This is a genomic window from Flavobacterium glycines, assembly GCF_900100165.1.
Taxonomy (GTDB): domain Bacteria; phylum Bacteroidota; class Bacteroidia; order Flavobacteriales; family Flavobacteriaceae; genus Flavobacterium; species Flavobacterium glycines.
Map to the genome: position 1 here is coordinate 1,493,085 of NZ_FNEO01000001.1, position 24,973 is coordinate 1,518,057.

At 34.2% G+C, this 24,973-nt stretch carries 19 protein-coding genes; 10 read left to right on the top strand and 9 right to left on the bottom strand.

What is annotated here, in order from left to right; translation table 11 throughout:
• Positions 1–2: 2 nt before the first annotated feature.
• The 9 genes from BLR17_RS06035 to BLR17_RS06075 all read left to right on the top strand — a co-directional run bounded on the left by BLR17_RS06035 (position 3) and on the right by BLR17_RS06075 (position 15,049).
• Entirely contained in the window at positions 3–1,541 is a 1,539-nt protein-coding gene (locus BLR17_RS06035) for a glycoside hydrolase family 32 protein (RefSeq protein ID WP_066326768.1), read from the top strand.
• A gap of 299 nt (positions 1,542–1,840) precedes the next feature.
• Positions 1,841–3,160 carry a sugar porter family MFS transporter gene (locus tag BLR17_RS06040; RefSeq protein WP_066326767.1) on the top strand — a complete coding sequence of 440 codons (1,320 nt, stop codon included), beginning with the start codon at positions 1,841–1,843 and terminating at the stop codon, positions 3,158–3,160.
• Between the two features lie 30 nt (positions 3,161–3,190).
• On the top strand, positions 3,191–6,286 hold the full coding sequence (locus BLR17_RS06045; protein ID WP_083189274.1) for a SusC/RagA family TonB-linked outer membrane protein: 3,096 nt from the start codon (positions 3,191–3,193) through the stop codon (positions 6,284–6,286).
• A gap of 4 nt (positions 6,287–6,290) precedes the next feature.
• Positions 6,291–7,991: a RagB/SusD family nutrient uptake outer membrane protein gene (locus tag BLR17_RS06050; protein WP_139068339.1), complete on the top strand. Its 1,701-nt coding sequence runs from the start codon at positions 6,291–6,293 to the stop codon at positions 7,989–7,991.
• A 51-nt stretch (positions 7,992–8,042) separates the two neighbouring features.
• A complete protein-coding gene (locus tag BLR17_RS06055; protein ID WP_139068338.1) occupies positions 8,043–9,782 on the top strand; it encodes a DUF5018 domain-containing protein in 1,740 nt (579 codons plus the stop codon).
• A gap of 12 nt (positions 9,783–9,794) precedes the next feature.
• Positions 9,795–10,898, top strand: a complete 1,104-nt coding sequence (locus BLR17_RS06060) for a DUF4960 domain-containing protein (protein WP_066326764.1) — start codon at positions 9,795–9,797, stop codon at positions 10,896–10,898.
• 131 nt (positions 10,899–11,029) lie between these two features.
• Positions 11,030–13,213 (top strand): GH32 C-terminal domain-containing protein, encoded by a 2,184-nt coding sequence (locus BLR17_RS06065; RefSeq protein WP_066326763.1) that lies wholly within the window; start codon positions 11,030–11,032, stop codon positions 13,211–13,213.
• A 9-nt stretch (positions 13,214–13,222) separates the two neighbouring features.
• Positions 13,223–14,119 (top strand): carbohydrate kinase family protein, encoded by an 897-nt coding sequence (locus tag BLR17_RS06070; protein ID WP_066326761.1) that lies wholly within the window; start codon positions 13,223–13,225, stop codon positions 14,117–14,119.
• A gap of 111 nt (positions 14,120–14,230) precedes the next feature.
• A complete protein-coding gene (locus tag BLR17_RS06075; protein WP_083189269.1) occupies positions 14,231–15,049 on the top strand; it encodes a zinc-dependent peptidase in 819 nt (272 codons plus the stop codon).
• Between the two features lie 65 nt (positions 15,050–15,114).
• On the opposite strand, the gene rpe is transcribed toward BLR17_RS06075, so the two are convergent.
• Together rpe and BLR17_RS06085 are read right to left on the bottom strand one after the other, a co-directional pair.
• Complete coding sequence (gene rpe / locus BLR17_RS06080; RefSeq protein ID WP_066326759.1) at positions 15,115–15,777, bottom strand: ribulose-phosphate 3-epimerase; 663 nt, start codon at positions 15,775–15,777, stop codon at positions 15,115–15,117.
• 148 nt (positions 15,778–15,925) lie between these two features.
• Entirely contained in the window at positions 15,926–16,789 is an 864-nt protein-coding gene (locus BLR17_RS06085; protein WP_007804760.1) for a sigma-70 family RNA polymerase sigma factor, read from the bottom strand.
• A gap of 300 nt (positions 16,790–17,089) precedes the next feature.
• Here BLR17_RS06085 and BLR17_RS06090 point away from each other — a divergent pair, with 300 nt between their 5' ends.
• On the top strand, positions 17,090–17,650 hold the full coding sequence (locus BLR17_RS06090) for a hypothetical protein (RefSeq protein ID WP_066326757.1): 561 nt from the start codon (positions 17,090–17,092) through the stop codon (positions 17,648–17,650).
• A 111-nt stretch (positions 17,651–17,761) separates the two neighbouring features.
• On the opposite strand, the gene BLR17_RS06095 is transcribed toward BLR17_RS06090, so the two are convergent.
• The 7 genes from BLR17_RS06095 to BLR17_RS06125 form a co-directional block, all read right to left on the bottom strand.
• Positions 17,762–17,971, bottom strand: a complete 210-nt coding sequence (locus tag BLR17_RS06095) for a hypothetical protein (RefSeq protein ID WP_074517131.1) — start codon at positions 17,969–17,971, stop codon at positions 17,762–17,764.
• 188 nt (positions 17,972–18,159) lie between these two features.
• The gene (locus BLR17_RS06100; RefSeq protein WP_066326756.1) at positions 18,160–18,906 is read right to left on the bottom strand and encodes a LytR/AlgR family response regulator transcription factor; all 747 of its coding nucleotides are present in this window, start codon (positions 18,904–18,906) and stop codon (positions 18,160–18,162) included.
• Positions 18,899–20,440 carry a tetratricopeptide repeat-containing sensor histidine kinase gene (locus BLR17_RS06105; RefSeq protein WP_066327520.1) on the bottom strand — a complete coding sequence of 514 codons (1,542 nt, stop codon included), beginning with the start codon at positions 20,438–20,440 and terminating at the stop codon, positions 18,899–18,901. Before BLR17_RS06105 ends, BLR17_RS06100 begins: the two co-directional genes overlap by 8 nt.
• A 239-nt stretch (positions 20,441–20,679) precedes the next feature.
• Positions 20,680–21,078 carry a hypothetical protein gene (locus tag BLR17_RS06110; RefSeq protein WP_066326754.1) on the bottom strand — a complete coding sequence of 133 codons (399 nt, stop codon included), beginning with the start codon at positions 21,076–21,078 and terminating at the stop codon, positions 20,680–20,682.
• Positions 21,079–21,231: 153 nt separating this feature from the next.
• The gene (locus tag BLR17_RS06115) at positions 21,232–23,376 is read right to left on the bottom strand and encodes a polyribonucleotide nucleotidyltransferase (RefSeq protein WP_066326753.1); all 2,145 of its coding nucleotides are present in this window, start codon (positions 23,374–23,376) and stop codon (positions 21,232–21,234) included.
• Positions 23,377–23,549: 173 nt separating this feature from the next.
• A complete protein-coding gene (gene rpsO, locus BLR17_RS06120; protein ID WP_066326752.1) occupies positions 23,550–23,819 on the bottom strand; it encodes a 30S ribosomal protein S15 in 270 nt (89 codons plus the stop codon).
• A 109-nt stretch (positions 23,820–23,928) separates the two neighbouring features.
• Positions 23,929–24,939 (bottom strand): energy transducer TonB, encoded by a 1,011-nt coding sequence (locus tag BLR17_RS06125; protein ID WP_066326751.1) that lies wholly within the window; start codon positions 24,937–24,939, stop codon positions 23,929–23,931.
• Positions 24,940–24,973 lie beyond the last annotated feature (34 nt).

Sequence of the window (24,973 nt, forward strand, 5' to 3'; positions counted from 1 at the left end):
ATATGGAAAATTTCAAAAAAATAATTGGGATTTATTTAATGGTATTGTTTGCTGCTTTTTTATTGTCTGATACCGTTCATTCTCAGACGAGTGAGGTAAAAGAAAAGTTTAGACCAAAATTACATTTTACTCCCGAAAGGAATTGGATAAATGATCCCAATGGGATGTTCTTTTTAAATGGAGAATACCATCTTTTTTATCAGCATAATCCTTACGGGGATAAGTGGGGGCATATGAGCTGGGGTCATGTGGTAAGTACTGATTTAATAAAATGGAATCATTTACCGGTTGCTATGGAAGAAGAAAATGGAGTAATGATTTTCTCAGGTTCAGCAGTAGTGGATAGGAAGAATTCAAGTGGTTTTGGGACAGATGCTCAACCTGCCCTTGTTGCCATTTATACAAGTTATGATGGTAAAACAGGATTTCAGCATCAAAGTATTGCCTATAGTAATGATAAGGGAAAAACCTTCACAAAATATGAGGGGAATCCGGTTATAAATATTAGCAGTAAAGATTTTAGAGACCCAAAAGTTTTTTGGTATGAGCCAGAACAAAAATGGATTATGGCTTTAGCCCTATCAGCCGAAAAAAAGATATTGTTTTACAGTTCTAAAAATCTAAAAGATTGGAATTCAATGAGTGAGTTTGGTCCAAAAGGAGCCATTGGGGGTGTGTGGGAATGTCCAGATTTATTTACATTGAATTATAAAGCTACAACCAAATGGGTTTTAGCAGTTAGTTTAGGAAACGGGAGTATTGCCGGAGGGTCTGGATCGCAGTATTTTATTGGAGAATTTGATGGGAAAAATTTCGTTCCTGATCAATCTGTTTCAGAGAAAATAGAAGGGTTTAATTATTTCGATTATGGAAAAGATTTTTATGCTGCTGTAACATGGAATGGGGCGCCAGAAGAAAAGGGAACTAAAACATGGTTAGGCTGGATGAATAACTGGCAATATGCTAATGAAATACCAACTCATGGTTGGAGAGGTTCCATGTCTTTGCCAAGAAAATTAATCTTAGATAAAGAAGACGGAGATTATTTTATTAGACAAGAACCAGTACAATCAGTTAAGAGGTATCGTAAATCGAAAACGATACTCGAAAACGAATCCATAACAAGCATAAATAAAAAAATTGAAGACTTAGATTTAAAAGAGTTAACCTTTGAAATGGATTATAAATTTAAACCTAATAAAATAAAAGATTTTTTAGAATTTGAAATAGTAAATAATGATAAAAGTCTATTTCAGTTAACTTTTAACAAAGATACTAATGAATTTGTTTTAAATAGATTCGACAACGAACTTAAAACTGAATTCCAATCAACCCAAAAAATAACACTTCTGAATAATGCCGATAAATATGTTAATGTTCGATTGTTTGCAGATAAAAATTCTGTTGAAGTTTTTATAAATAATGGAAGGTATGTATTTACGAATCTAATATTCCCTAAAGATTTTAATACTAAAATTTATTTCCGTTCAATTGATGATTCAATGTCTAAAATGAAGTCAATTACAACCTCAAAATATTAAAAATTCATCCCTAATTTATTAAGTTGAATTAGAATCAATCAATAAATCAGAGTCAAAAAAACACATTCAATAGTTTTTCGCGGACTAAATTAAATGATTGTTTTTTTGATGTTCAGCTTCAGGTTTAAAAACCTTAATTACAGGTTACAATTTCTAACTTTTGTTAAAAAAAATAAATGTAAAATATTGTAAATCAATGTTTTGTAAAATATGTAACGAACTTGGAAGTAAATGTAACAATACAGAATGATTAAGTTTTTGCCTGAACCTAATTTTGGATAGAAATAAAAAAATTACACATGAATAAAAAAATAATGAGTTGGTCAATCGTTGCGTCTTTCGCAGGATTTCTGTTTGGTTTTGATACAGTAGTAATTTCCGGTGCCGATAAAGCACTTCAAATATTATGGGATTCCAGTGATTTTTTTCACGGTTCGGTAGTTATGGCAATGGCATTATGGGGTACGGTTATAGGAGCCATATTTGGAGGGATTCCAACCAATAAAATAGGAAGAAAATCTACATTATTAATAATTGGGATCTTGTTTTCCATCTCAGCTTTAGGATCTTCTTTAGCAAACGGACCATGGATATTTGCTTTTTTTAGATTCATTGGCGGATTAGGAATTGGGGCATCAACTATTGCAGCACCAGCTTATATATCCGAAATAGCACCGGCAAAAGACCGTGGCCGACTAGTAGGGCTTTACCAATTTAATATCGTTTTTGGTATCCTTACCGCTTTTTTATCCAATTATCTTTTGAGTGATATTGGTGAAAACGCATGGCGATGGATGTTGGGTATTCAGGTTTTTCCATCGGTTGTCTATACTGTATTGGCTTTCTACATCCCGGAAAGTCCAAGATGGCTCCTGACACAATCTCAAATAGATGAGGCAAGGGTAATTTTGAATAAGATTAACAGTAAAGAAGATGTACAAAGTATTATAGACAATATCAGTGAAGACAATAAAAATACTTCTTCTGACGAAAATATTTTCATGAAGAAATATAGTTTTCCTTTAATCTTAGTTTTTCTAATTGCTGCTTTCAATCAACTATCAGGAATTAATGCTTTTTTATACTATGCGCCAAGAATTTTTGAAGAAGCCGGTTTAGGGGCTAAAACAGCACTTTTGAGCAGTATCGGTATTGGGTTTGTAAATCTAATATTCACGTTGATAGGTGTTTATTTAATAGACCGATTAGGAAGACGCAAACTGATGATTTTTGGCTCATTAGGCTATATCTTTTCTCTGTCAATGGTAGCCATTTCATTTTACCTGAGCTGGACGGGAATGGCAGTTCCAATTTTCTTATTCGTTTTTATCGCCTCTCATGCCATAGGTCAGGGAGCTGTAATATGGGTTTTTATATCCGAAATTTTTCCAAACCATTTAAGAGCATCCGGGCAGTCTTTCGGAAGCTCTGTTCATTGGGTTCTTGCAGCTATAATTCCATCGATGGTTCCTATTCTCTTTTCAAATTTCGGGGTTGGAAATGTCTTTAGCTTTTTTGCCATCATGATGGTTTTCCAGCTTGTTTTTGTACTGTTTATGATGCCTGAAACCAAAGGCGTTTCGCTGGAAAGCATGAATCTGAGCCTAAATAAAAAATAATATTAACTAACTCTAATAAACCAAAAATGTATGAAAATTAACTGTTTTAAAAAGAAGAGAAACATGATCACCATGTGTTTGTTTTTCTTAGGGCTGGTTGCTTTCGGGCAGCAACCCCAGATAAATGGGACTGTTTTGGCCGATGATGGCCAGCCTTTACCCGGTGCAACTGTACTTGTGAAGGAGACTTCCAAAGCAACGACAACCGATTTTGATGGGAAATTTAAGATTAACGCTAAAGAAGGTCAGACTTTGGTGGTGTCTTTTATAGGTTATACTGAGTCTAAGGTGACTGTTTCATCTAAAACGAGCTATAGCATTGTGTTGAAATCTTCTTCAAATAGTCTGGATGAAGTAGTTGTAACAGGTTATGCTAAGGAGAAAAAGGCAAGTATTACCGGTGCAATTTCGATAGTTTCTGTAGCCGATTTGGACAGGGTTGCTACACCCAATGTTATCAGTAAATTACAATCCAGAGTTCCCGGATTGAGTTTTACCTCTTCAGGAGTTCCAGGAGGTAATGACACCCAGATATCAATTAGAGGTTTAACATCTGTATTTGGAGGAACAGGACCTTTATGGGTTATTGATGGGGTACAAACCAATTCACCTGCGGGTTTAAATCCAAATGATATTGAAAGCATACAGGTATTAAAAGATGCGGCTTCCGCAGGTATTTATGGTACTGAAGCTGCTAAAGGAGTTATTATTGTAACTACTAAACAAGCCAAAGCAGGTGTTCAAAAAATCACTTTGGACAGTCGTGTTTCCTTAAATACAATCCGTGATAAGTTCAATGTTTTAAATGCTCAGGAATGGTTAGATGTTAGGTACAAAGCACAGGGGGATTTACCTGTTGCAGCGGGAAATTTTGCTTATACTCCCGGAAATCCTCTGCCTGAATTTTTAGATGATAATCAAAATTTAAGATTATCAGATACCAACTGGATTGATGTTATTTCTAAAAATTCATTGTCTACAACTACTGATTTTGGATATTCTTATGCCAATAAAAAATGGAAAGTTTTTACAGGTTTAGGATATGCTAAAGACAATGGAATCTTGGAATATACTTACTATGAAAGAGCCAATCTTAGATTGAATTCCAGTATTAAATTTTTTAAAGATAAATTGAATATTGGAGAAAATTTAACGGTTACTAATTTTCAGGAAGTAAAAGGAAATTCTATGGAAGATGCGCTTCTTCAAAACCCTTTAATTCCGGTTTATGCAGAAGATGGTACCTGGGGAGGACCTACAGGAAGTGGTTTACAGGACAAATGGAATCCATTGGCTATTTTGTATATTAATAGAAATAATGTTCAAAAAACCTGGAGAACATTCGGAAATATTTATGCTGACTTAAATATTGTTGAGGGACTGACTTTTAGTTCTAAATTAAATTTTGATGTCAATAGATTTAAGTTTGATGAGCATTCAGAAGCATTCAATCAAAACGGAAGTATACTGGGAAATAGAATTGTTTTAGGAGGTGATGCTTTTGCCAGATACAGAAGAAACAGAAATAATTCGGATACGTTCATTATTACTAATTTGCTTACTTATAGCCGTCAGTTTGGAGAACATAATCTAAATATTTTCGGGGGTCATGAGATTTATAAAAAAGAACAGGAAAATAGATTTGATCGTATACAGGTTCCTTTTGGTACTACAGTTGACTTCGAAAATATTGGTCAGTATGACATAATTGCTGACTCGAGTACATTAGATGCTTACGGTATTGGAGCCGACAGTAGAAGAGAATCGATGTTTGCCAAAGTGAATTATGATTATTCATCTAAGTATTATTTTTCCGCCAGTGTGCGTCGTGACGGATCTTCCCGTTTTGGTAAAAACAACCGTTTTGCAATATTTCCTACCGCATCTGTTGGCTGGACTTTAAGCAAAGAAAAGTTTTTAGAAAACTCTAACGTAATTGACAATTTAAAATTAAGAGCCTCATGGGGAGGAAACGGAAATGCCGATATTTTAGAATATGCCCAATATTCGATATTTAATATGGCATTGGAAAACAGTAATTACGATTTGAACGGAAGCGGAAGCGGGACTATAAGTACGGGAGTTTCGGCAAATCAGGTAGGAAATCCTGATTTAAAATGGGAGCAATCATACCAAACGAACATTGGACTTGATCTGGATTTGTTTAAAAAACGTGTGAATCTTGTAGTGGATGTATACGAAAAGAAAACCTCTGATTTATTACTTCAAATTGTTCAGCCAAGTGTTTTAGGGGAAGCCGGAAAAACATTGTTTTTCAATGCCGGAGATATGACTAACAGAGGGATTGATGTTGTTTTGGGATATAATTCAAAATCACAAAATGACTTTAATTATGGGGTGAATTTTACTTTCTCTAAATATAAAAACAAGGTTACCAGATTAAACAATTCAGATAATTTTATTTTAAGCGGAATCTCTTATACAGGTGCCGGTCAGCCTATTGGTTCTTATTTTGGATATGTAGCAGATGGTATTTTCAGAACTCCCGAAGAAGTAGCTGTACATGCTGAACAAACAGGAAAAGCATTAGGAAATATCAGATACAGGGATTTGAATGGTGATGGAGTTATTAATCAGGATGACAGAACAATCATAGGTAATCCTCACCCTGATTTTACTTATGGAATTAATCTTTCTGCCAGTTATAAGCGATGGGATTTAAATGTGTTTTTTGATGGAAAACAAGGCGGGGACATGTATAATGCGCAAAGAGAGATGTTGGACTTTCCTTATTTTGGATTCAATCATGGAAAAAACACTTTAGATGCCTGGACTCCTGAAAAGGCTAATTCTTTGATTCCTGCTTTAAGCACAGCAGATACCAATGATCAAAAACGCGCGTCTACTTATTTTGTAGAAGACGGTTCTTTCTTCAGAATGAAAAGTGTAAACCTTTCGTACGATTTTAATCAAAAATCAATTAAAAGCATCGGATTGTCGTCTGCTAAGGTATATGTTCAGGCAGAGAATCTGTTTACGATTACCTCTTTTACAGGTTTTGACTATGAAGTACCCGGTTTAAGCAGAACAGGTATTGGTATCGCCGGTATGGGTGTTTATCCTCATACTAAAACATTCAGCTTTGGATTCAATTTACAATTTTAAAAAGATGAGAAATATAAAAATTTATATAGCAATAATAGGACTCACTTTAGGGGTAAGTTCTTGTCAGGAAGATTTTTTCAACGTAACTCCTGAAAACGTAATATCTGAAAGTAATTTAGATTTAGAACAATTGGTTGTTAGTGCTTATAGTACTTTGGATTACAGATATAATACAGGTGAGTTTAGAGATAACTGGCCTTTTGATCATGCTCCGTCTAACTGGTGTTTTTCAGATATCAGAAGTGGGGACGCTTATAAAGGTGGCGGTGGTGTAGGAGATAATCCCGGTGGCGGAATGCACGGTTTGGAAATCCAACAGGTTTTTGCCTCTTCTGAAAATGTGTACAATCTGTGGAGAGCACTTTACTTTTCAATTAACAGAGTGAACAGTGCCATTATAGCCTTGAACAACAGTTCAGGATTTGAAAAAAAGGATTTACGAATTGCAGAACTTAAAGTTTTAAGAGCCCATTTCTATTTCGAATTGATGAAAAACTTTGGCTCGTTTGCTTATATCGATGAAAATACTCCTATTGATAAAGTAACAAGCGTTCAGAATTCATTCGATACGGCTTTTTTATGGGGAAAAATCGAAAAAGATTTGACCGATGCAATTGCAGTATTGCCTGATTCCCAATCAGAATTAGGAAGAGTAAATAAATTAGTGGCTTATGCTTTTTTGGCAAAAGCTGATTTATTCCAAAAGAAATGGGATCAGGTAATTATTAATGCAAACAAAGTTATTGCAGGTCCGTATCAATTAGTTAGCGACTTAGAGAAATTATATTCTTCTCCGGGTTATGGCAATCCGGAAAATGTATTTGCCATTCAATATTCCGTAAATGACGGTTCTGAATTTGGAAATCTAAATTTTGGTGATTTGGTGAATTCTCCTGATTCTCCTTCTGATGATCCTAATCATCCTTACCTAAACGGAGATGATTTTGATAAACCAAGTCAGAACATTGTAAACGCTTTTAAAGTAGATAATGCCGGATTGCCATTATTGGATTCTTATAACAATTCGGATTTGGCACCTACAGATTTAACTACTCCTGTAGATCCTAGATTAGACCACTCCATAGGACGTCCCGGAATTACCTGGAAAAAATGGCAGCCAATGCCGCAACAGCTTAATTGGAGCAGGGATGCTGCTACTTATGGTGTTTATGAAAGAAAAAAGAATCAGATTGATCCTTATTCTGATTTAAGATCATCAGGCGGATTTCCTTGGGCCAAAGGAGCTTTGGATTGGGCAATTATAAAATTCAGTGATGTTTTACTATGGAAAGCTGAAGCTTCTATCGAATTAAATGACATTGGAACCGGAATGACCATAATTAACCAAATCAGAACAAGAGCTAAAAATTCTCCTTATGTCTATGATTTTAATAACAATGCGATAAATGCGGCCAATTATGCTATTGGTTTGTATCCAACAACCGGAGTTACAAAAATATATGCTACAAAAGCATTACGCATGGAAAGAAGACTGGAATTGCATAATGAAGGACATCATTTTTATGACTTAGTAAGATGGGGAATTGCTTCCACCTGGATTAACGATTATATGTCAAAAGAAAGTTCAAAACGCAGTTACTATAGCGGTGCATCATTTACTGAAGGAAGAGATGAATATTTACCGATTCCGCAAATAGAAATTGACGCTTCAGGTGGTGTTTATAAACAAAGACCAGGCTATTAAAAAAATAGATCAAAAATAACTTAACCAAATCATGAACTAAAAATTATTAAAATGAAAAATATATCTAAACTTTTTAAAATGATTCCTTTGCTGTTTTTGGGAATCGCTATCACTTTATTTACAGCAGTTGGATGTGAAGACAATATAAAATTTGAAGACAATGTGCCGGATTATACCTATTCAATTATCAGGGATTTTAAAGTTAACGGACAATCGGCGGCTATTAACCATACCAATGCAGTAATCACCTATACTTTACCTGCAGGGACTAATATAAGTTCGGTTCCGGTTGAAATTACTTTGCCGGAAGGTGCTACAGTTGAACCGGCTTCAGGAACTACAGTCGATTTTTCTAAAGGTCCTGTAATTTTTACCGTTTCTAATAATGGGATTTCAAGAAAATATACGGCTACTGTTGCTGCATACGGTTCTCCTATGATTATGTCTTTTTCTATAGGAGACAAAACAGGTACTATTAATCAGGCTGCAGGAACTATAGAAATAACGGTAGGCAGCCAGGAAGATATTACTAAACTGACTCCGTTGTACATCATTCCGGGAGGAACAACATCAACTCCGCAATCAGGAGTGGCACAGGATTTTACTAATCCTGTAAAATATACAGTAGTTTCAAATGATGGCTTTACAGGAAAATCATATTTTGTTAAAGTTACCCAATTGCCAAATCCTTTTATTAGCAGTTTTAAAACAGGTGAAGATATTTGTAGCGTTACCGGAATTGTTGATAATACTGCTTCAACAATTGTTTTGGATTTCCCTTCAGGAACAAATTTATCTTCAATCACACCAATTATTGCTGTAACAGCAGGTTCTACAGTATCTCCTGCAAGTGGTGTTGCCAAAAACTTTGCAAATGGACCTGTAAATTATACGGTGACAAACGTGGAAGGTTTAACTAAAATTTATGCTGTAACAGCCAGAATTATTAATTCTACAAAGAAAGTTGCTTTTGTAAGCGGGGCTAGTTGTGTAGAAAGTATTACTGAACCGGATACCAAAGCAGCTGCTTTATGGTTAAAACAAAATTATGCTGAAGATTTCGTTTATATTCAAGCCAGTAATTTATCGGCTCAGGCTTTAGCCAATACAAAAGTATTGTTGCTTTATTGGGACAATGTAGGTACTCAAAAAATGCCTGATACTGCATCTGGAATTACAGCTGCACAAGTTCAGGTAATTACTGATTATTACAAAGCCGGAGGAGGTTTAATTGTTGAAGGTTTCGGAATCAATCTTTTAGACGAGATTGGACGTATTAAAATGGGAAGTGTTGTTTTTCAGAATAACGGAGGAAATACAAATCCAGTAGGTGGTCAGAATTTAGATGCCTGGGGATTAAGAGGTACTTATTCAACAGCTTTTCCAAATGCAGCAGCAAATCATCCACTTTTAACAGGTTTGACTAAAGGATCTACTGATTATTACCCAATGAATAATGCCAAATACAAAGAAGACAGAAACTTCGGAATTGACTTTGGTGGTTATGATAGTTCTTTTACAAAAGGACAATGTTCAGAAGACAGAGCATTAGAATTTGAAGCAGCTACAAATAGTATTTTGATCAGATGGTACGAATGGTTAGATGCCAGAGGTTGTGGTATTGGTTTAGCTGAATTCAAACCTCAGGGAGCTTTCCAGGGAACCATGATTGTAAATACTGGCGGATGGTTAGAATGGAGTATGGCTGATAACAACGGAGCAGTAAATGATTATCAAAATAATATCTATCGTTTGCATAAAAATGCAATTGAACTATTATTAAATAAATAATTATAAAAGATTATGAAAAAAATAATTTTAAAATCATTGATGATTGTAACCCTGATGATGGGGTTACAATCATGTACTGAACGAGAAAACTATACAGATGGACCTTCTGTTTTAGATATAGTGTCCAGTGTGGAGATTAACGGTAAAGAAGCCACTGTTAATCATTTAAACGGAAACATTACGGTAAGTCTTTCGGGCGATACCGATTTGAGTAATGTGAATTTTGAAGCCAATTTTCCTCAGGGAGTGACAATATCTCCTAACACAGGCACTTCATTAGATTTAACTCATCCGGTAAGTTTAATGGTATCTAACGGAGTTACTACAAGACAATACACCATTAGTGCCAAATTATTGCCTTCTAAAATTGCTTTCTTAGGTGATGGTGCTACTTTAAATGACATTTCGGATGATGATGTAAAAGAAGCAGGTTTATGGGCGCAACAAGTGTACGGTTCTAAATTTGTTTATATCCCTTATGATCAGTTAACAGAAGGGTCTTTAGATGGAGTGAATGTGTTGTTTTATATGTATGACAAAGTAGGAGCTACTGATCAGCCTGCGGCACTATTGGAACATCTTAACGTAATTTCTAAATTCTTTGTACAGGGAGGTAAAATTGTAGCCGGTGGTCATGGTACAGGATTAGTAGAAGAATTGGGCAGGGATAAGTCTGGTCTTCGCAACATTATTGGCTCCGGATCCGGGGGGAACAATCCTGATACCTGGGGGGTTGGCTTTGCCCCTACAGCTTTAGGTAATACTATATCCCAAGGATGTCAGTTTTACAGCGATCGCAAAATTTATGTTATTAATGCCGGTTATAAAGAAGATCATAACGCACTTTGGAACTTAGGTACATTGGATGATCCAAAATTTGTGAGTTTCTCTAATACTTACGATGCTGAGGTGGTTGCCGCCTGGGATTGGGCTATTGACGGACAAGGTTTTGGAGGAATTGTGCTTTGGAAACCAAGCGGTCGATTTGAAGGGTATATTATGACTTTAGGAATCGGTGGTATGGAATGGCATATGAATGATAATCGTGTTAACCCTTATGCGGATAATATTAGAACAATTTATAAAAATTCGATTGATTATTTAGGAAGTAAATAGTTTTGTTTAGTTGTAGTTTTATCGGGCAGGTTGTGGTTAATCCTGCCCTTTAATTTATTATGAAAAAAGATAGCAATAATTAATTGGGTCTTTCATAGAACTCATTTTCGTTACATCTCAATCAAATAACAATGAAAAGAATATATTTTTTTATTTTCTATCTGTCTCTGTTTGTTTCTTATGCCCAAGGATTAAAACCGCTATACCAATGGAAATTTAATTCATCTCAGGAGAAAAATACTATTGAAGAAAACACAGGAACGGTATATAAAATTAACAGCAATTTTGAAACTCCCGAATTTGTAAAAGGAATAGAAGGCGATGGATTACGTCTGGATGGCTATTCCACTTATATTGGAGGTTTATTGCCTAAACCGTTGCATTTTCCAATTACCATGACTGCATGGGTAGCGCTGGAGACATTTCCAACAGAAACAGCGAGTTTTTTTTCATTAATTGATAAAAAGAGCAACGCTGAAAATTGGATTTCAGCGGGTATAAATAAATTTGGAAAACCGGCAATTTTGCTAAGTTTAAACGGGGAGGAGAAATATTATTTTGCCGAAAATAAATTGCCAAAATTTAAATGGTTTCACGTATCTCTTATCGTTAATAAGAATGCCATAAGTTTATTAATTAATGGAGAAGCAACCTTAGAAATTCCTTTTAATACTAAAATGAATCTAAGCACTTTCAATAGTTTTACCGTTGGAAGAGATGCCGAAGAAAAACTTTTCGATAATAGATATCCTTTAACTTATAGTAATGGCATTGTAGATGAAGTGAAAATTTGGAATACTTCTCTAAGTCCAAATTATATCAAAAAAACAGAAATCGCTGAAAAATTAAATAGCAAAGCCATTTTAGCCGTACCTGAAAGCAGGTTTAAAAATGATTTTGCCCGACCGAAATACCATTTGCTTCCGGCGGCAAATTGGACGAATGAAACGCATGGGTTAATCTATTATAAGGGGAAATACCATATTTTCAATCAAAAAAATGGAGCCAATGTGTATTTGGGGCAAATCAATTGGGGACATTTTAGTAGCCCCGATTTGGTTCAGTGGACAGAGCACAAGCCGCCATTATCACCGGAAGAAGGTTATGATCAAAACGGTATTTGGTCAGGCCATGCAATAAAAGATGACAATGGAGTGCCTTTGATTATGTACACGGGAGGCAATGATAATGAAAACGGGATGTGTCTTGCTTTTCCTGAAGATGATGATTTAATTAATTGGAAAAAATTTGAAAATAATCCTGTCGTAAAAGGAGCACCAAAGCAATATAGCCGCAAAGATTTTCGTGATCCATACATCTGGAAAGAAAAGGATGCCTGGTATATGGCTGTAGGATATGGATTAGTTGAGAATGAGATTCAAAAAGGAGCTCTTTTATTGTATAAATCGGATGATTTAAAAAAATGGACTTATTTACATCCTTTGTTTAAAGGAAATCCGGGAACAGATCATTCGGGGATATTTTGGGAGATGCCTGTTTTCTGGAAGATGGGGGATAAATATATTTTATCGGTAAATCCTATTCCATACGATGGTAAACCAGCAATAACGCTGTATTGGGTTGGTAGTTTTGTCAATGAAGAATTTGTTCCGGATTATGATTTGCCTAAAAAATTAGAAGTGATTAATCGAATGCTTTCCCCTTCGGTAGCATTGGATAAAGATGGAAAAACCATGGCGATTGCCATAATTCCGGATCTTATTGATTCAAAATTACATTTAAAGCACGGTTGGGCACATTTATACAGCATACCAAGGGTTTGGAACTTGAAAAATGGCGAAATCTATCAAACACCACACCCTTCTTTGTTAAGATTAAGGGATTCATTGAAATCGTTTAATGAAGTAATGGTAAATCCATCACAAAACTTAAAAATAGGATCAGGTCATCAAATCGAAATAGTTGCAGAAATTTCGGCTTTGAAATCAGATAAATTTGGTTTCTATATTGGGAAAAATCAAAACAATAAAGAAGAAACCAAGCTGTATTTTGATTTAAAAAAGAACCAATTGGTAATTGATCAATCCAATTCCAGTAAAACGGACTTAATCGAGAAAAGAATTGAAATAGGGGATCTTAATTTGAAAAAGGATGAGCCCATTAAATTACAGATTTTTATTGACGGCTCAGTTGTTGAGGGTTTTATAAATGATAAAGAAGCGTTTACCACAAGGATTTTTCCAAAATTTGTCAATAGTGATGCAATCGAATTTTTTTCGGAGAACGACTCAGTCTTAATCAATAAGCTTGATTTCTGGCATTTGAAAAGCAGTAATAATGTAACCGATTTTTAAATATAAATAATGAATAAAGAACCTGGTTTGAGTGCTGTCTGTTTTGGAGAAGTACTTTGGGATATTTTCCCCACACATAAAAAAATAGGAGGAGCGCCTTTAAATGTGGCATTAAGAATGAATTCTTTGGGAGCTTCTTCAACTATAATCAGTAAAATTGGAAATGATGAGAATGGGAAAGATATAGTTAACTATATCGAAGACCATAACATGAGTTCTGATGCGATACAAGTTGATTCTGATTATATGACAGGTGTAGTCCATGTAATGATTAATGAAAAAGGGAATGCTTCTTATGATATTCATTATCCTTCATCATGGGATAAAATTGTAGTTAATAAAGCCGCTGAAAAACAAACTAGTGAAGCCGATGTTTTTGTCTTTGGTAGTTTAATTTGCAGGGATGAAATTTCAAGGGCGACTTTATTCTCCCTTTTGAATAAAGCAAAATATAAAGTTTTAGATGCCAATTTAAGAGCTCCTTATTATACAACTGAAGTGCTAATCGAATTGATGTTTAAAGCCGATTTTATCAAGCTTAATGATGAAGAACTGTATGAGATAAGTCAGAAATTAGATTCGCCTTATAATTCTTTTGAGCAGAATATCAAATTTATAGCTGAGAAAACCAATACCAAACAAATATGTGTAACCAAAGGTGCTTTTGGTGCGGTATTGTATTACAATGATAAGTTTTATTATAACAGCGGCTATTTTATAAAAGTTGTTGATACAGTAGGAGCTGGGGATTCTTTTTTGGCAACTTTGATTGTGAGATTACTTAGAGGAAAATCACCCCAAAAAGCTTTGAATTATGCCTGTGCTGTTGGAGCATTGGTTGCCGGAAATGAAGGAGCCAATCCGGATATTTCGGGTAAAGAAATCAAAAAGTTTATGATGGTTTGATTTTAAAAACTTAGCGGTCACTGTAAAGCAACAAAAAGTAATGGTTATTTTTTGTTGCTTTTTTATTTTTAAAAAGATAAATTTATAAACCCAATCTGTAAAGCTTAACTTATGGCTGCTGTTTTTCAGGCTTTAACAATGTTATTGTTAGTAGCTTTGTTAGTTATTTTTGTTTTTAAATTTATTATTGAACCTACTTATGTGGTGTTTTTTAATAAACCGCTGTATATTCATTATTATTTTCGTGTACGAAAACTAAATGCTGACCAAAGTAGTTTTTTGGAAAGTAATTTTTCTTTTTATAAAAAACTGCCTTCTAAAAAAAAGAATTACTTCAATCATCGTGTCGCTTCCTTTATTGCTAAATATCAATTTATTGGTCAAGGAGGATTTGAGGTTACAGAGGAAGTAAAATTACTCTTGGCGGCTACTTATGTCATGTTGACTTTTGGAATGCGTCATTATCGAATTAATAACTTTGATAAAATTATTATTTATTGCGAAAGTTATTATTCGGTAATAACTAAGCAATATCATAAAGGAGAATTCAATCCTGCCTTAAAAGCACTAGTGTTTTCCTGGAAGGATTTTGAGGAAGGTTTGAAATGTGAGAATGACAATTTAAATTTAGGATTACATGAGTTTTCTCACGCACTCTATTTTCATGGTCTAAAAGGAAGAGATCAGAGTAGTGTTGTTTTTTCCGATTCTTATGATAAAATTATTGATTATCTAAAAAGACCGGATGTGTTGAAAGGACTTGTTGAATCTAATTATTTTCGTATTTATGCATATACAAATCAAGCTGAATTTATTGCTGTTGTTTTAGAGCATTTTTTTGAAACGCCCTTACGATTTAAGGAGGAACATCCAGAACTTTTTACTATTGTGGCTGAAATGATAAATATAAAAGAGGAATATTTTGCTTAAAAAAAACACCCTGAAAGAATATTGCTTTCAGGGTGTTTTTAGATTTATAACTTGAAATATATGTTTTATATTTTAGTGATTTTCTTCAAATCAGCTATAGTGGCAATTGGATCAGCAGCGCCAAAAACATAACTTCCGGCTACCAGAACATCAGCTCCGGCTTCTACTAATTGTGCAGCATTTTTGTTAGTAACTCCACCGTCAATTTCGATAATTGTGGAAGCTCCTTTTTTGTCAATCAACGCTTTTAGTTTTTGAACTTTTGCATAAGTGTTTTCAATGAATGATTGTCCTCCAAAACCTGGATTCACACTCATAATCAAAACCATGTCGATATCGTTAATCACATCTTCCAGTAAGTCAACACTGGTGTGCGGATTTAATGAAACTCCGGCTTTCATACCTTCCGCTTTGATAGCCTGAATAGTTCGGTGTAAATGTGGACAGGCTTCAATATGAACCGTAAGAATATCAGCTCCTAGTTTTTTAAAAGTTGAGATGTATTTGTCCGGTTCTACAATCATCAGGTGCACGTCGATAGTTTTTGTAGCATGTCTTTTGATGGCTTCTAAAACGGGCATTCCAAAAGAGATATTTGGAACAAAAACGCCGTCCATGATGTCAATGTGAAACCAGTCAGCCTCACTAGCATTAATCATTTCGATATCGCGTTGTAGATTAGCAAAATCAGCGGCTAATACTGATGGGGCAATAAGTGTGTTTTTCATTTTGGTTGTGTTGTGTGTTGTATTTTTTTTGCAAAGGTACAAAATCAAATGTCTTTTATGCAACCCGCTTTATGCTTTGTTTTTGAGTAGGTTGGATAATAAAAAACTCCGGTGTTGAGCCGGAGTTTTTAAGGTAATTAAAAGAATATTAACCTAAATAAGTTTTTAAGATTTTACTTCTTGAAGTATGTTTCAATCTGCGGATTGCTTTTTCTTTAATCTGACGTACACGCTCACGGGTTAAGTCGAAAGTTTCTCCGATTTCTTCTAAAGTCATTGGGTGTTGGTCACCAAGACCAAAATACAAACGAACCACATCGGCCTCACGTGGAGTCAATGTTTCTAACGAACGCTCGATTTCAGTACGCAATGATTCGTGGATTAATTCTCTGTCCGGGTTTGGAGATTCACCTGAACGCAATACGTCATAAAGGTTAGAATCTTCTCCTTCAACAAGAGGCGCATCCATAGATAAGTGACGACCGGAGTTTTTCATAGACTCTTTTACGTCATTTACAGTCATATCCAGTTCTTTTGCAATTTCTTCAGCAGAAGGTGGACGCTCATTAGATTGCTCTAATAACGCATACATTTTGTTGATTTTATTGATAGAACCAATTTTATTTAAAGGCAAACGTACAATACGAGATTGTTCAGCTAAAGCTTGTAAAATAGACTGACGAATCCACCAAACTGCATACGAAATGAATTTGAAACCACGAGTTTCATCAAAACGTTGCGCTGCTTTAATCAAACCTAAGTTACCTTCATTAATCAAATCAGGTAATGTTAATCCTTGATTTTGGTATTGTTTAGCTACCGAAACAACGAAACGTAAATTGGCTTTTGTTAATTTTTCAAGTGCTCTTTGGTCTCCGGCTTTGATGCGTTGTGCTAATTCTACTTCTTCGTCAGCAGTGATAAGGTCAACTTTTCCAATTTCTTGTAAATATTTGTCTAATGAAGCAGTTTCACGATTGGTAACCTGCTTGGTGATTTTAAGTTGTCTCATGATTTTGTTGTCCCAATTTTTATAGTGTACAGGTTGTTATACGTAAGAAGAATAAAAAGGTTACAAAAATTCCGATTTTTTTTAAAAATTATGGCATTCCCTTCGGTCGGGCTGTCCGCACTCGCTTTATTGTTCCATTGCATTCCACAATAAGAGCTCAAACAATTGCTCCCATCCCTAATGCAAATAGCTTGTAGCCTGAATGTTCCTGTTTTTAGGGCCGTTAATTTTTTTGTAAAGATTGAGCGTTGTATTGTAAAGTTGATTAAATTTAGTATCTAATCTTTAAATTAACATATCATGAAAAAAGTAGTTTTATTTTGTTTTTTGTTGGTTTTTTCAAGCCATTTTTATGCACAAGAAGCCGTTGGTAGTAAAGTTTTAAAAGAGAAAAAAGAAAAAGTAGCTGCTGAAAAGAAAAAAGTCGATCAGGAAGCTAAGGACAAAGCAATGACCGCTGCCGAAAAGAAAAAAATGATGACGGACGAGGCAAAAGGAAAAGCTAACGAAGCGAAGATGAAAAAAGATGCCGCCGTGATGAAAAAAGAGGAAATGACTGCTAAAGCTAAAAAGGAAATGAAGGCTAAGAAAGAGGCAGGAACTAATATGTCGGCCAATAAAGCTCAGGTGGCTAAAGACAATGCTATGGAAAAAGAAGCTAAAGTAAAAGAGAAAGCTTCGATGGCAAAAGATAAAGCTTCAATGGCAAAAGATAAAGCTTCAATGGCAAAAGATAAAGCCGCAATGACAAAAGATAAAGTTACCGGAACTTATAACGGAAATAAAGTGTATACAGGACCAAAAGGAGGTAAATATTACATCAATAAAAACGGAAATAAAACCTATATTGATAAGGAGTAATGTTGCTTTTTTAATGAAGAAATGAAAAATCCCGTCTCGTTTAGAATGAGATGGGATTTTTTACGACTAATTTCCCCAAAAAAAAGTAGTCATTTTTTATTTAAAGAGTTTTTAGTTCAGTTTAAGAATATTGTCAAATATTTTGCTGAGTGATTTTATGTATAAAATAACTCCTATAGCCAGAAAAAAATATTCTTTTCTTAAAACTGTTACATCTTCTAAAATTTTATACAAATTTGGAATCATAAATAGTAATGAAGCGGCTATTCCAATGTATGGATTTAGTATTGTTTTTCGGATGTAGTAGAATGGTCTTGGCATAACTAGGGGATTTTTGATACCATAATAATGAGTTGTTAATTTTGATATTTCAAAAGTAATCCGTTTGTTGTTTTTGATGTTTTAAATTGTCATAAAGACCGTTTTTTATGTCATGAAGTTTGTTTTTTTGTAAATGAAAAATCCTCTCGAATAAGAGGATTTATGATGTATTATGAATTATGCCTTTTTTAAGAAAGGATATTCATTTTTTTTATAAAATCTTTATAAGTGTCGCTGAGGTTTATTTTGTAATTGCCTTTTAGAATGATAAGATTGTCGGCCAGAATTATTTCTTCAATTTTATTGCTGTTTACAATTTTATTGCGATGCGTTCGTATGAATTGATTAGGGTCAAGTAAGGTACTTATTTTTGTTAGGGAAATTAGAATTACAAACTTTTCTTTTTCGGTAATAATGTTGCAATAACGTTCTTCTACTTCAATGTAAAGGATGTCATTTAAAGCTACTTTTTTCAGTGCATTTTTCTTTTTGATAAAAAGAGAATCATGGCTTACAACGGTGTTTTGATCTTCGCTTAAGAAAACATTAGTTTGTTCGTAGAATTTTTCTACAGCCATTTCCAAGGCGTATAAAATTTCTAATTCATTGAAAGGTTTCATCAAAAAACTAAAAGGTTTGGTGAGTTTAGCCCTTTCAAAAATTTTACGATCCTGAGAATTGGTCAGGAATACAAAAGGTTTTGAAGCATTCGGTACAATGTTGATGGTTTCTGCAAAGGTGATTCCGTCAGGATTGCCATTAAGGAAAACATCAATTATAATTACATCGACCTTTTTTTGGTAAAAAAGTGATAGTGCATCGGTGTAATTTGTAGCGATGCCTACCACGTTATAATGGTTGGCAAGCAGTACTTTGTTCAATGCTTCGCTTTGTTCAGGAGTATCTTCAATAATAAGGACGTTAATGTTATCCATTTTGTGCTGTTTTGGGAAACGAAAGCGTTATTGTAGTTCCTTTGTTAATTTCGCTTTCGATGGCTAAGATACCGTTATTTTTTTGAATCATTTGTTTGCATAACTGGAAACCTAAACCAGTTCCAATAATTTCCGAATTGTTTTTTTTAGACAATAATTCGCTGTCATTTAATAATTCGTTTATGGTATTTTGAGTCATTCCAATGCCCGTGTCTTTGATAACTAAATCCCAAAAACTGTTTTTTGTTGTTGCTGTGGTAAAGCTGATTTTTCCATTTTCATTCGAAAACTTGATGGCATTATCCAATAAATTACGAAGTATAATTTTAAGCGAATCAAGATCTACAAATATAAAACTGTTTTTTGAAACAAGATTTTCAAATTCAATGCTTTTGTCGAGTAACAAAGGTTTATAATTGTACTCCATTTGCTGTACAATAGAATACAAATGCACTGATTCTTTATGAAAATATAATTGTTTGGTTTGTAACATTGCCCAGTGTAATAAATTGTCTAAAAGACTGTAAGCCCCATTAGCAATTCCGCTGTTTTGAATGATGAGTTGGTTCAATTCCTCATAATTTTTTGATTCTAATGTAGCTGATAATTTGGTGTTACTAGTTTTTAAAGCATTTACCGAAGATCGTAAATCATGGCTTACAATAGAGAAAAGTTGGTCTTTTGTCGTGTTGAGTTCGTCAAGTTTGTTTTTTTGAAGTAAAATTATTTTTGCGTTCTTTACTTTTTGAGCATACAAATAAATTCCTGCGGTTAATAGTGCTAATAAACTCATTGCTGAGAAAAACAACCAATTTCTTTGATTGTTTTTTAGTTCATTTTCTACTTCAAGCACTTTAATTTGCTTTTGTTTTTGAGCAACCGCAAACTTTTTTTCAAAATCAGCTACTGCCCATATTTTGTTTTGATTGTTGAGGGAATCATTCCATTGCTCCGCTTCTTTTCTATAGCCTAAAGCTTGCTTGAAGTTGCTTCTGTTTTCTTCGAAAACAGCCATGTTAAAAGCCGCTAGATTTTTAATATAATTTTCATTTATATCTTTTGATAAGAGATATGCTTTCTCAAAATAGTGAATAGCTTTAGCGTTTTTACCTTGAACATAATATAAGTTAGCAAGGATGTTATATGCGTTGTAAAGACCAGCTTTGTTTTTTGCTTTTTCGTTAATCTGCAAATTTTTCATTAGGCAGTCTTCTGCTTTGTTGTATTCTTTTAAAAAAATATAGCTGCTGCCAATACCTTCTTGTGTCTTGGCGAAACTATAGTACTGATTTTTTATTAGTGGGGATTGGAGTGCCTTTTCGTAATAACGAATTGCAGTTCTGAATTCACTTAATTGGAAAGATATTGTGCCTAAATGAATTTGGACTGATGTAAAAAAATCAAATTGATTAGAAATTAATAGTAATTCTTTTTTTGATTCTTTGTAAAGATCCTTTTCTTTAAATGCTATCCCTCTAAAAAAATGGCAATAGTCTGCTATTTCTTTGTTTGTGTTTGAACTCAGTTGTTTCATTGAGTATATTAGCGTAGAGTCCCAATCTTTTTTTTTATAAAAAGATTGAGACTTTGTAAAATTGATTTCAGATTTATATTCTGCCGCTTTTTTCTGAATTTTTTTTATTATAACGTCGTTGTTAGACTTTATTTGTGAAAACAGGAAAACAGGAATTAAGAATATAATTGAAAGGTATAATAATCTAAATTTTGGGGTCATTTTATATTTACGCTTGAAATTATTGACATTGCTTCGCTTTATCCCTTTATAAGTATTTTAGTTCCTGTAGAAGTTTCTGGATCAATGTCTTTTAAGTAAGAAGTGACACTTGTTATTTCTTTAACTGTTGGGGAAGTATATTCTAATTCAAGATACCAAACATTTAGACTTTTTGGTATTTCTTCAGAATAGTTATAATCAAAATACAATTGTAAAGAGTTGTCAATCACTTCTGGATTTGGTTGTACCCTTGGTGATTCGGTAACGGCACTATCAATATAAAGTGTAACTCTTATTGATAAAAATGGTGCTCCATCAGTTGGTGAGATTAATTTTGCCGAAGCCAATGGTGATATAGGATAACTTACCTCGTCTGAATGTAAAAGAGTAAATGGAATTTGGTTGACTTGTGTGTTTTGAATAACTTCTAAAGGCATAATGGGATTTTTTTAAGATTAATACGAATAAAGATACACTTTTTAGGATAATTATATCTAAAAATGATTTTTGTTTTTTTATAAAAACAAAAATCCCATTCGTCAGAACGAATGGGATTTTTTATAATAAACCTTTAGTAAACTAAGATCTGATTACTCTTGTTTAGCCTCACGTGGAGGGCGTGCGATAAGTGCTTTTTTAGACACTTTCTCTTTTTTAGTTTTAGGGTCAACGCCTAAGTATTTTACTTGGAATACATCACCCATTTTTACTACATCAGCAACGTTTTCAGTACGTTCCCAAGCCAGTTCAGATACGTGTAATAAAACTTCGTTTCCTGGAGCAGCAGTATATTCAACTACAGCACCGAAATCCAACATTTTAATTACTTTTACCTCGTAAGCTTCACCTACTTGTGGTTTGAATGTAATAGAATCAATTTTAGCTAATACCGCCTTGATTCCGGCAGGATCAGTTCCTAAAATTTCAACTACACCTTGCTCGTCCACCTCGTTAATAACGATAGTAGTACCTGTAGCTTTTTGTAATTCCTGAATTACTTTTCCACCAGGTCCAATTAACGCTCCAATAAAGTTTCCAGGAATAGTTCTGGTAATGATTTTTGGCGAATGTGCTTTAACTTCTTCTCTTGGAGTAGCGATAGTATCAGTCAGTTTTCCTAAAATATGTAAACGTCCGTCACGAGCCTGGCTTAAAGCTTGCTCCATGATGTCATAACGCAATCCTTCGATTTTGATGTCCATTTGACAAGCAGTGATACCGTCAGCAGTTCCGGTTACTTTAAAGTCCATATCTCCTAGGTGGTCTTCGTCTCCTAAGATATCTGAAAGTACAGCAAATTTCTCTCCGTCAGTAATTAATCCCATAGCAATTCCGGAAACCGGTTTTACCATTTGAACCCCTGCATCCATCAAAGCCATAGTTCCTGCACAAACAGTTGCCATAGAAGAAGAACCATTTGATTCTAATACTTCAGAAACCACACGGATTGTATAAGGACAATCAGCAGGAATCATGTTTTTCAAAGCACGTTGTGCTAAGTTTCCGTGACCAACCTCTCTTCTTGAAGTTCCTCTTAAAGGTTTTGCTTCTCCGGTAGAGAAAGGAGGGAAGTTGTAGTGTAAGTAGAATTTTTCTTCTCCTTGTTCTGATGGAGAGTCGATTTGGTTAGCTTCTCTTGAAGTTCCAAGAGTTACAGTTGCCAAAGCCTGAGTTTCTCCACGTGTAAATAATGACGAACCGTGAACAGAAGGTAAATAATCAGTTTCACACCAGATTGGTCTGATTTCAGTTGTTTTTCTTCCGTCAAGACGAATTCCTTTTTCAAGGATTACGTTACGAACGGCTTCTTTATTGGTTTTGTAGAAATATTTTCCAACTAATCCTGCTAAATCAGCATTTTCAGCATATTCTTCTTCTGTAAATAAGGCTTTTGCTTCTTCTTTTACAGCAGCAAATTTTTCACCTCTTTCGCTTTTTCCTGAAGCTTCTTGTGCAATTGCATAACATTTGTCGTAAGCAGCAGCTTTTACTTTTGCATAAACCGCTTCATCCTCAACTTCACCTTCGTAAGTTCTGTATTCAGGATTGCCTAAAGATGCTCTCAAGCGTTGTTGTGCAAGGATTTGAACTTTAATAGCCTCGTGAGCAAATTTGATAGCTTCGATCATTTCAGCTTCTGAGATTTCTTTCATCTCTCCCTCAACCATCGCTACAGAATCCATAGAAGCTCCAATCATCATGTCGATGTCTGATTTTTCTAATTCTTCTCTGCTTGGGTTGATTACTAATTTTCCGTCGATACGTGCTACACGTACTTCAGAAATTAAGTTGTAAAATGGAATATCAGAAACCGCTAATGCTGCTGATGCTGCTAAACCAGCTAATGCATCCGGCATAACGTTGTCGTCATGAGACATTAACTGAATCATTACCTGAGTTTCAGCGTGGTAATCATCCGGGAAGAGCGGACGCAATACACGGTCAACTAATCTCATTGTTAATACTTCGCTGTCGCTTGGTCTTGCTTCTCTCTTGAAGAATCCTCCAGGGAAACGTCCTGCTGCAGCAAATTTTTCACGGTAATCTACCGTTAATGGTAAAAAGTCAACGCCCGGGTTAGAAGTTCTTGCCGATACCGCTGTTGCTAAAAGCATACAGTTTCCTAAACGAACAACAACTGAACCATCAGCTTGTTTGGCTAATTTACCTGTTTCGATTGAGATGCTTCTTCCATCTCCTAAATCGATAATTTCTTGTTTTACTTGTGGAATCATAAATTTCCTTTTGTTTTGGTTATACTACGGACGAGTGTTGTGTTGTTGTAGTTGTTGTGTGATGTCCAATGAAAAACCAAACTTTTTTTGTTTTTCCTCATGCCATCCGGCAGAAGGAGTTTAATTTGTTTAAAAACAAAAAGAGGTACTTGCGCACCTCTTTTTTATATTGACTATTTTCTGATACCCAATACTTTGATAATTTCACGATATCTGTTGATATCTGTTTTCTTTAAGTAGTCAAGCAAAGCTCTTCTTTTACCTACTAATTTCACAAGAGAACGCTCAGTGTTGTAATCGTGACGATTTCTTTTTAAGTGCTCAGTCAAGTGGTTGATTCTGAATGAGAACAAGGCGATTTGTCCTTCTGCAGATCCTGTGTTTTCTGCTTTTCCTCCGTGTTTAGCGAAGATGTCTGCTTTTACTTCTTTAGATAAGTACATGCTAATATTATTTTAATGATTATTATGTATGTCAAACAGTTATTGTAAGACGGCAGCAAAAGTAATACATTATTTTGAATTGACAATGCAATTCAAATATTTTGATTTTCTACCAATTAGGATTTGTATTTTTAATTAGATCTTCCCCAGGTGTGGGATTCTGATTTTCATAATTGACTGTTGCTCCTTTAAATGAAATAGGTAGTGAATGTTGCATTTTGAGAGGAACACCTCTTTTAGTTCCAGGAATCCATTTTTCCATTGCTTGTAAAAGTCGTATTACTTCTTCTCCTATTCCGTAGCCAATATCTTTTAAAATTTTAATATCAGTGATTTTACCATCTTTATCTATCCAGAAAGTTGCACGCACTTGGCCATTTAAGTTTTGAATATCAGCGGACTTTAAATTTTTTGCAATATATTTATAAAAGTCATTTATTCCGTTTTTAGGTGCCGGTTTTAAATTTAATATTTTGTATGGATATTTTTGATTGTTATTGTCTGTACTAACTCCTGAAATAAATTTATTATTTTGGTATATTTCTGTAAAAGTAAAATTTTCCTTGAGATCTTTTCCTTCCCAAATACCATCTTTATATCCATTTTTTAATTTGCCCTTGCTGTAAAAATCTTTTGAGTTTTCTTCATAATCGCCATTACCATCAATTACTGTTTGGATATTATTAGTGTTCCAGTAATTTAAAATTTTGAGTTTATTTTGAGTTTCTTTCTCTTCAGGGGTGTATTCAATTTCGCTTTTTTTATTCCCATTTTCGTACCATTCTTCTTCTTTACCAATTAATTTTTTATTTGAATAATGGCTTATTTCTTTTTTGTTGCCATTTTCATAATAGGTAATAATTTCTCCTTCTTTGGCAAATTGGTTTTTATCTTTTGAAAAACCTTCAGTTCTAATAGCCCCTGATTTATAGAATTCTTTTATTTCATAAAGATCTTGCTTTGAATTGTAATTCTTAATGATTCTTGTATAACTGTAGTTTTCGGGAGTAGTTTCTTTCCATTTGGAATCCAGAAAAATGATTTTGTCATTTTTTGATGTTTGTGCGTAAGTAATTATTGATAAGAATGCTAAAATTAAGGTTGTTAAGTTGGTTTTCATTTTTTTGTTGTATAATATTGGTTATGAAAATGTT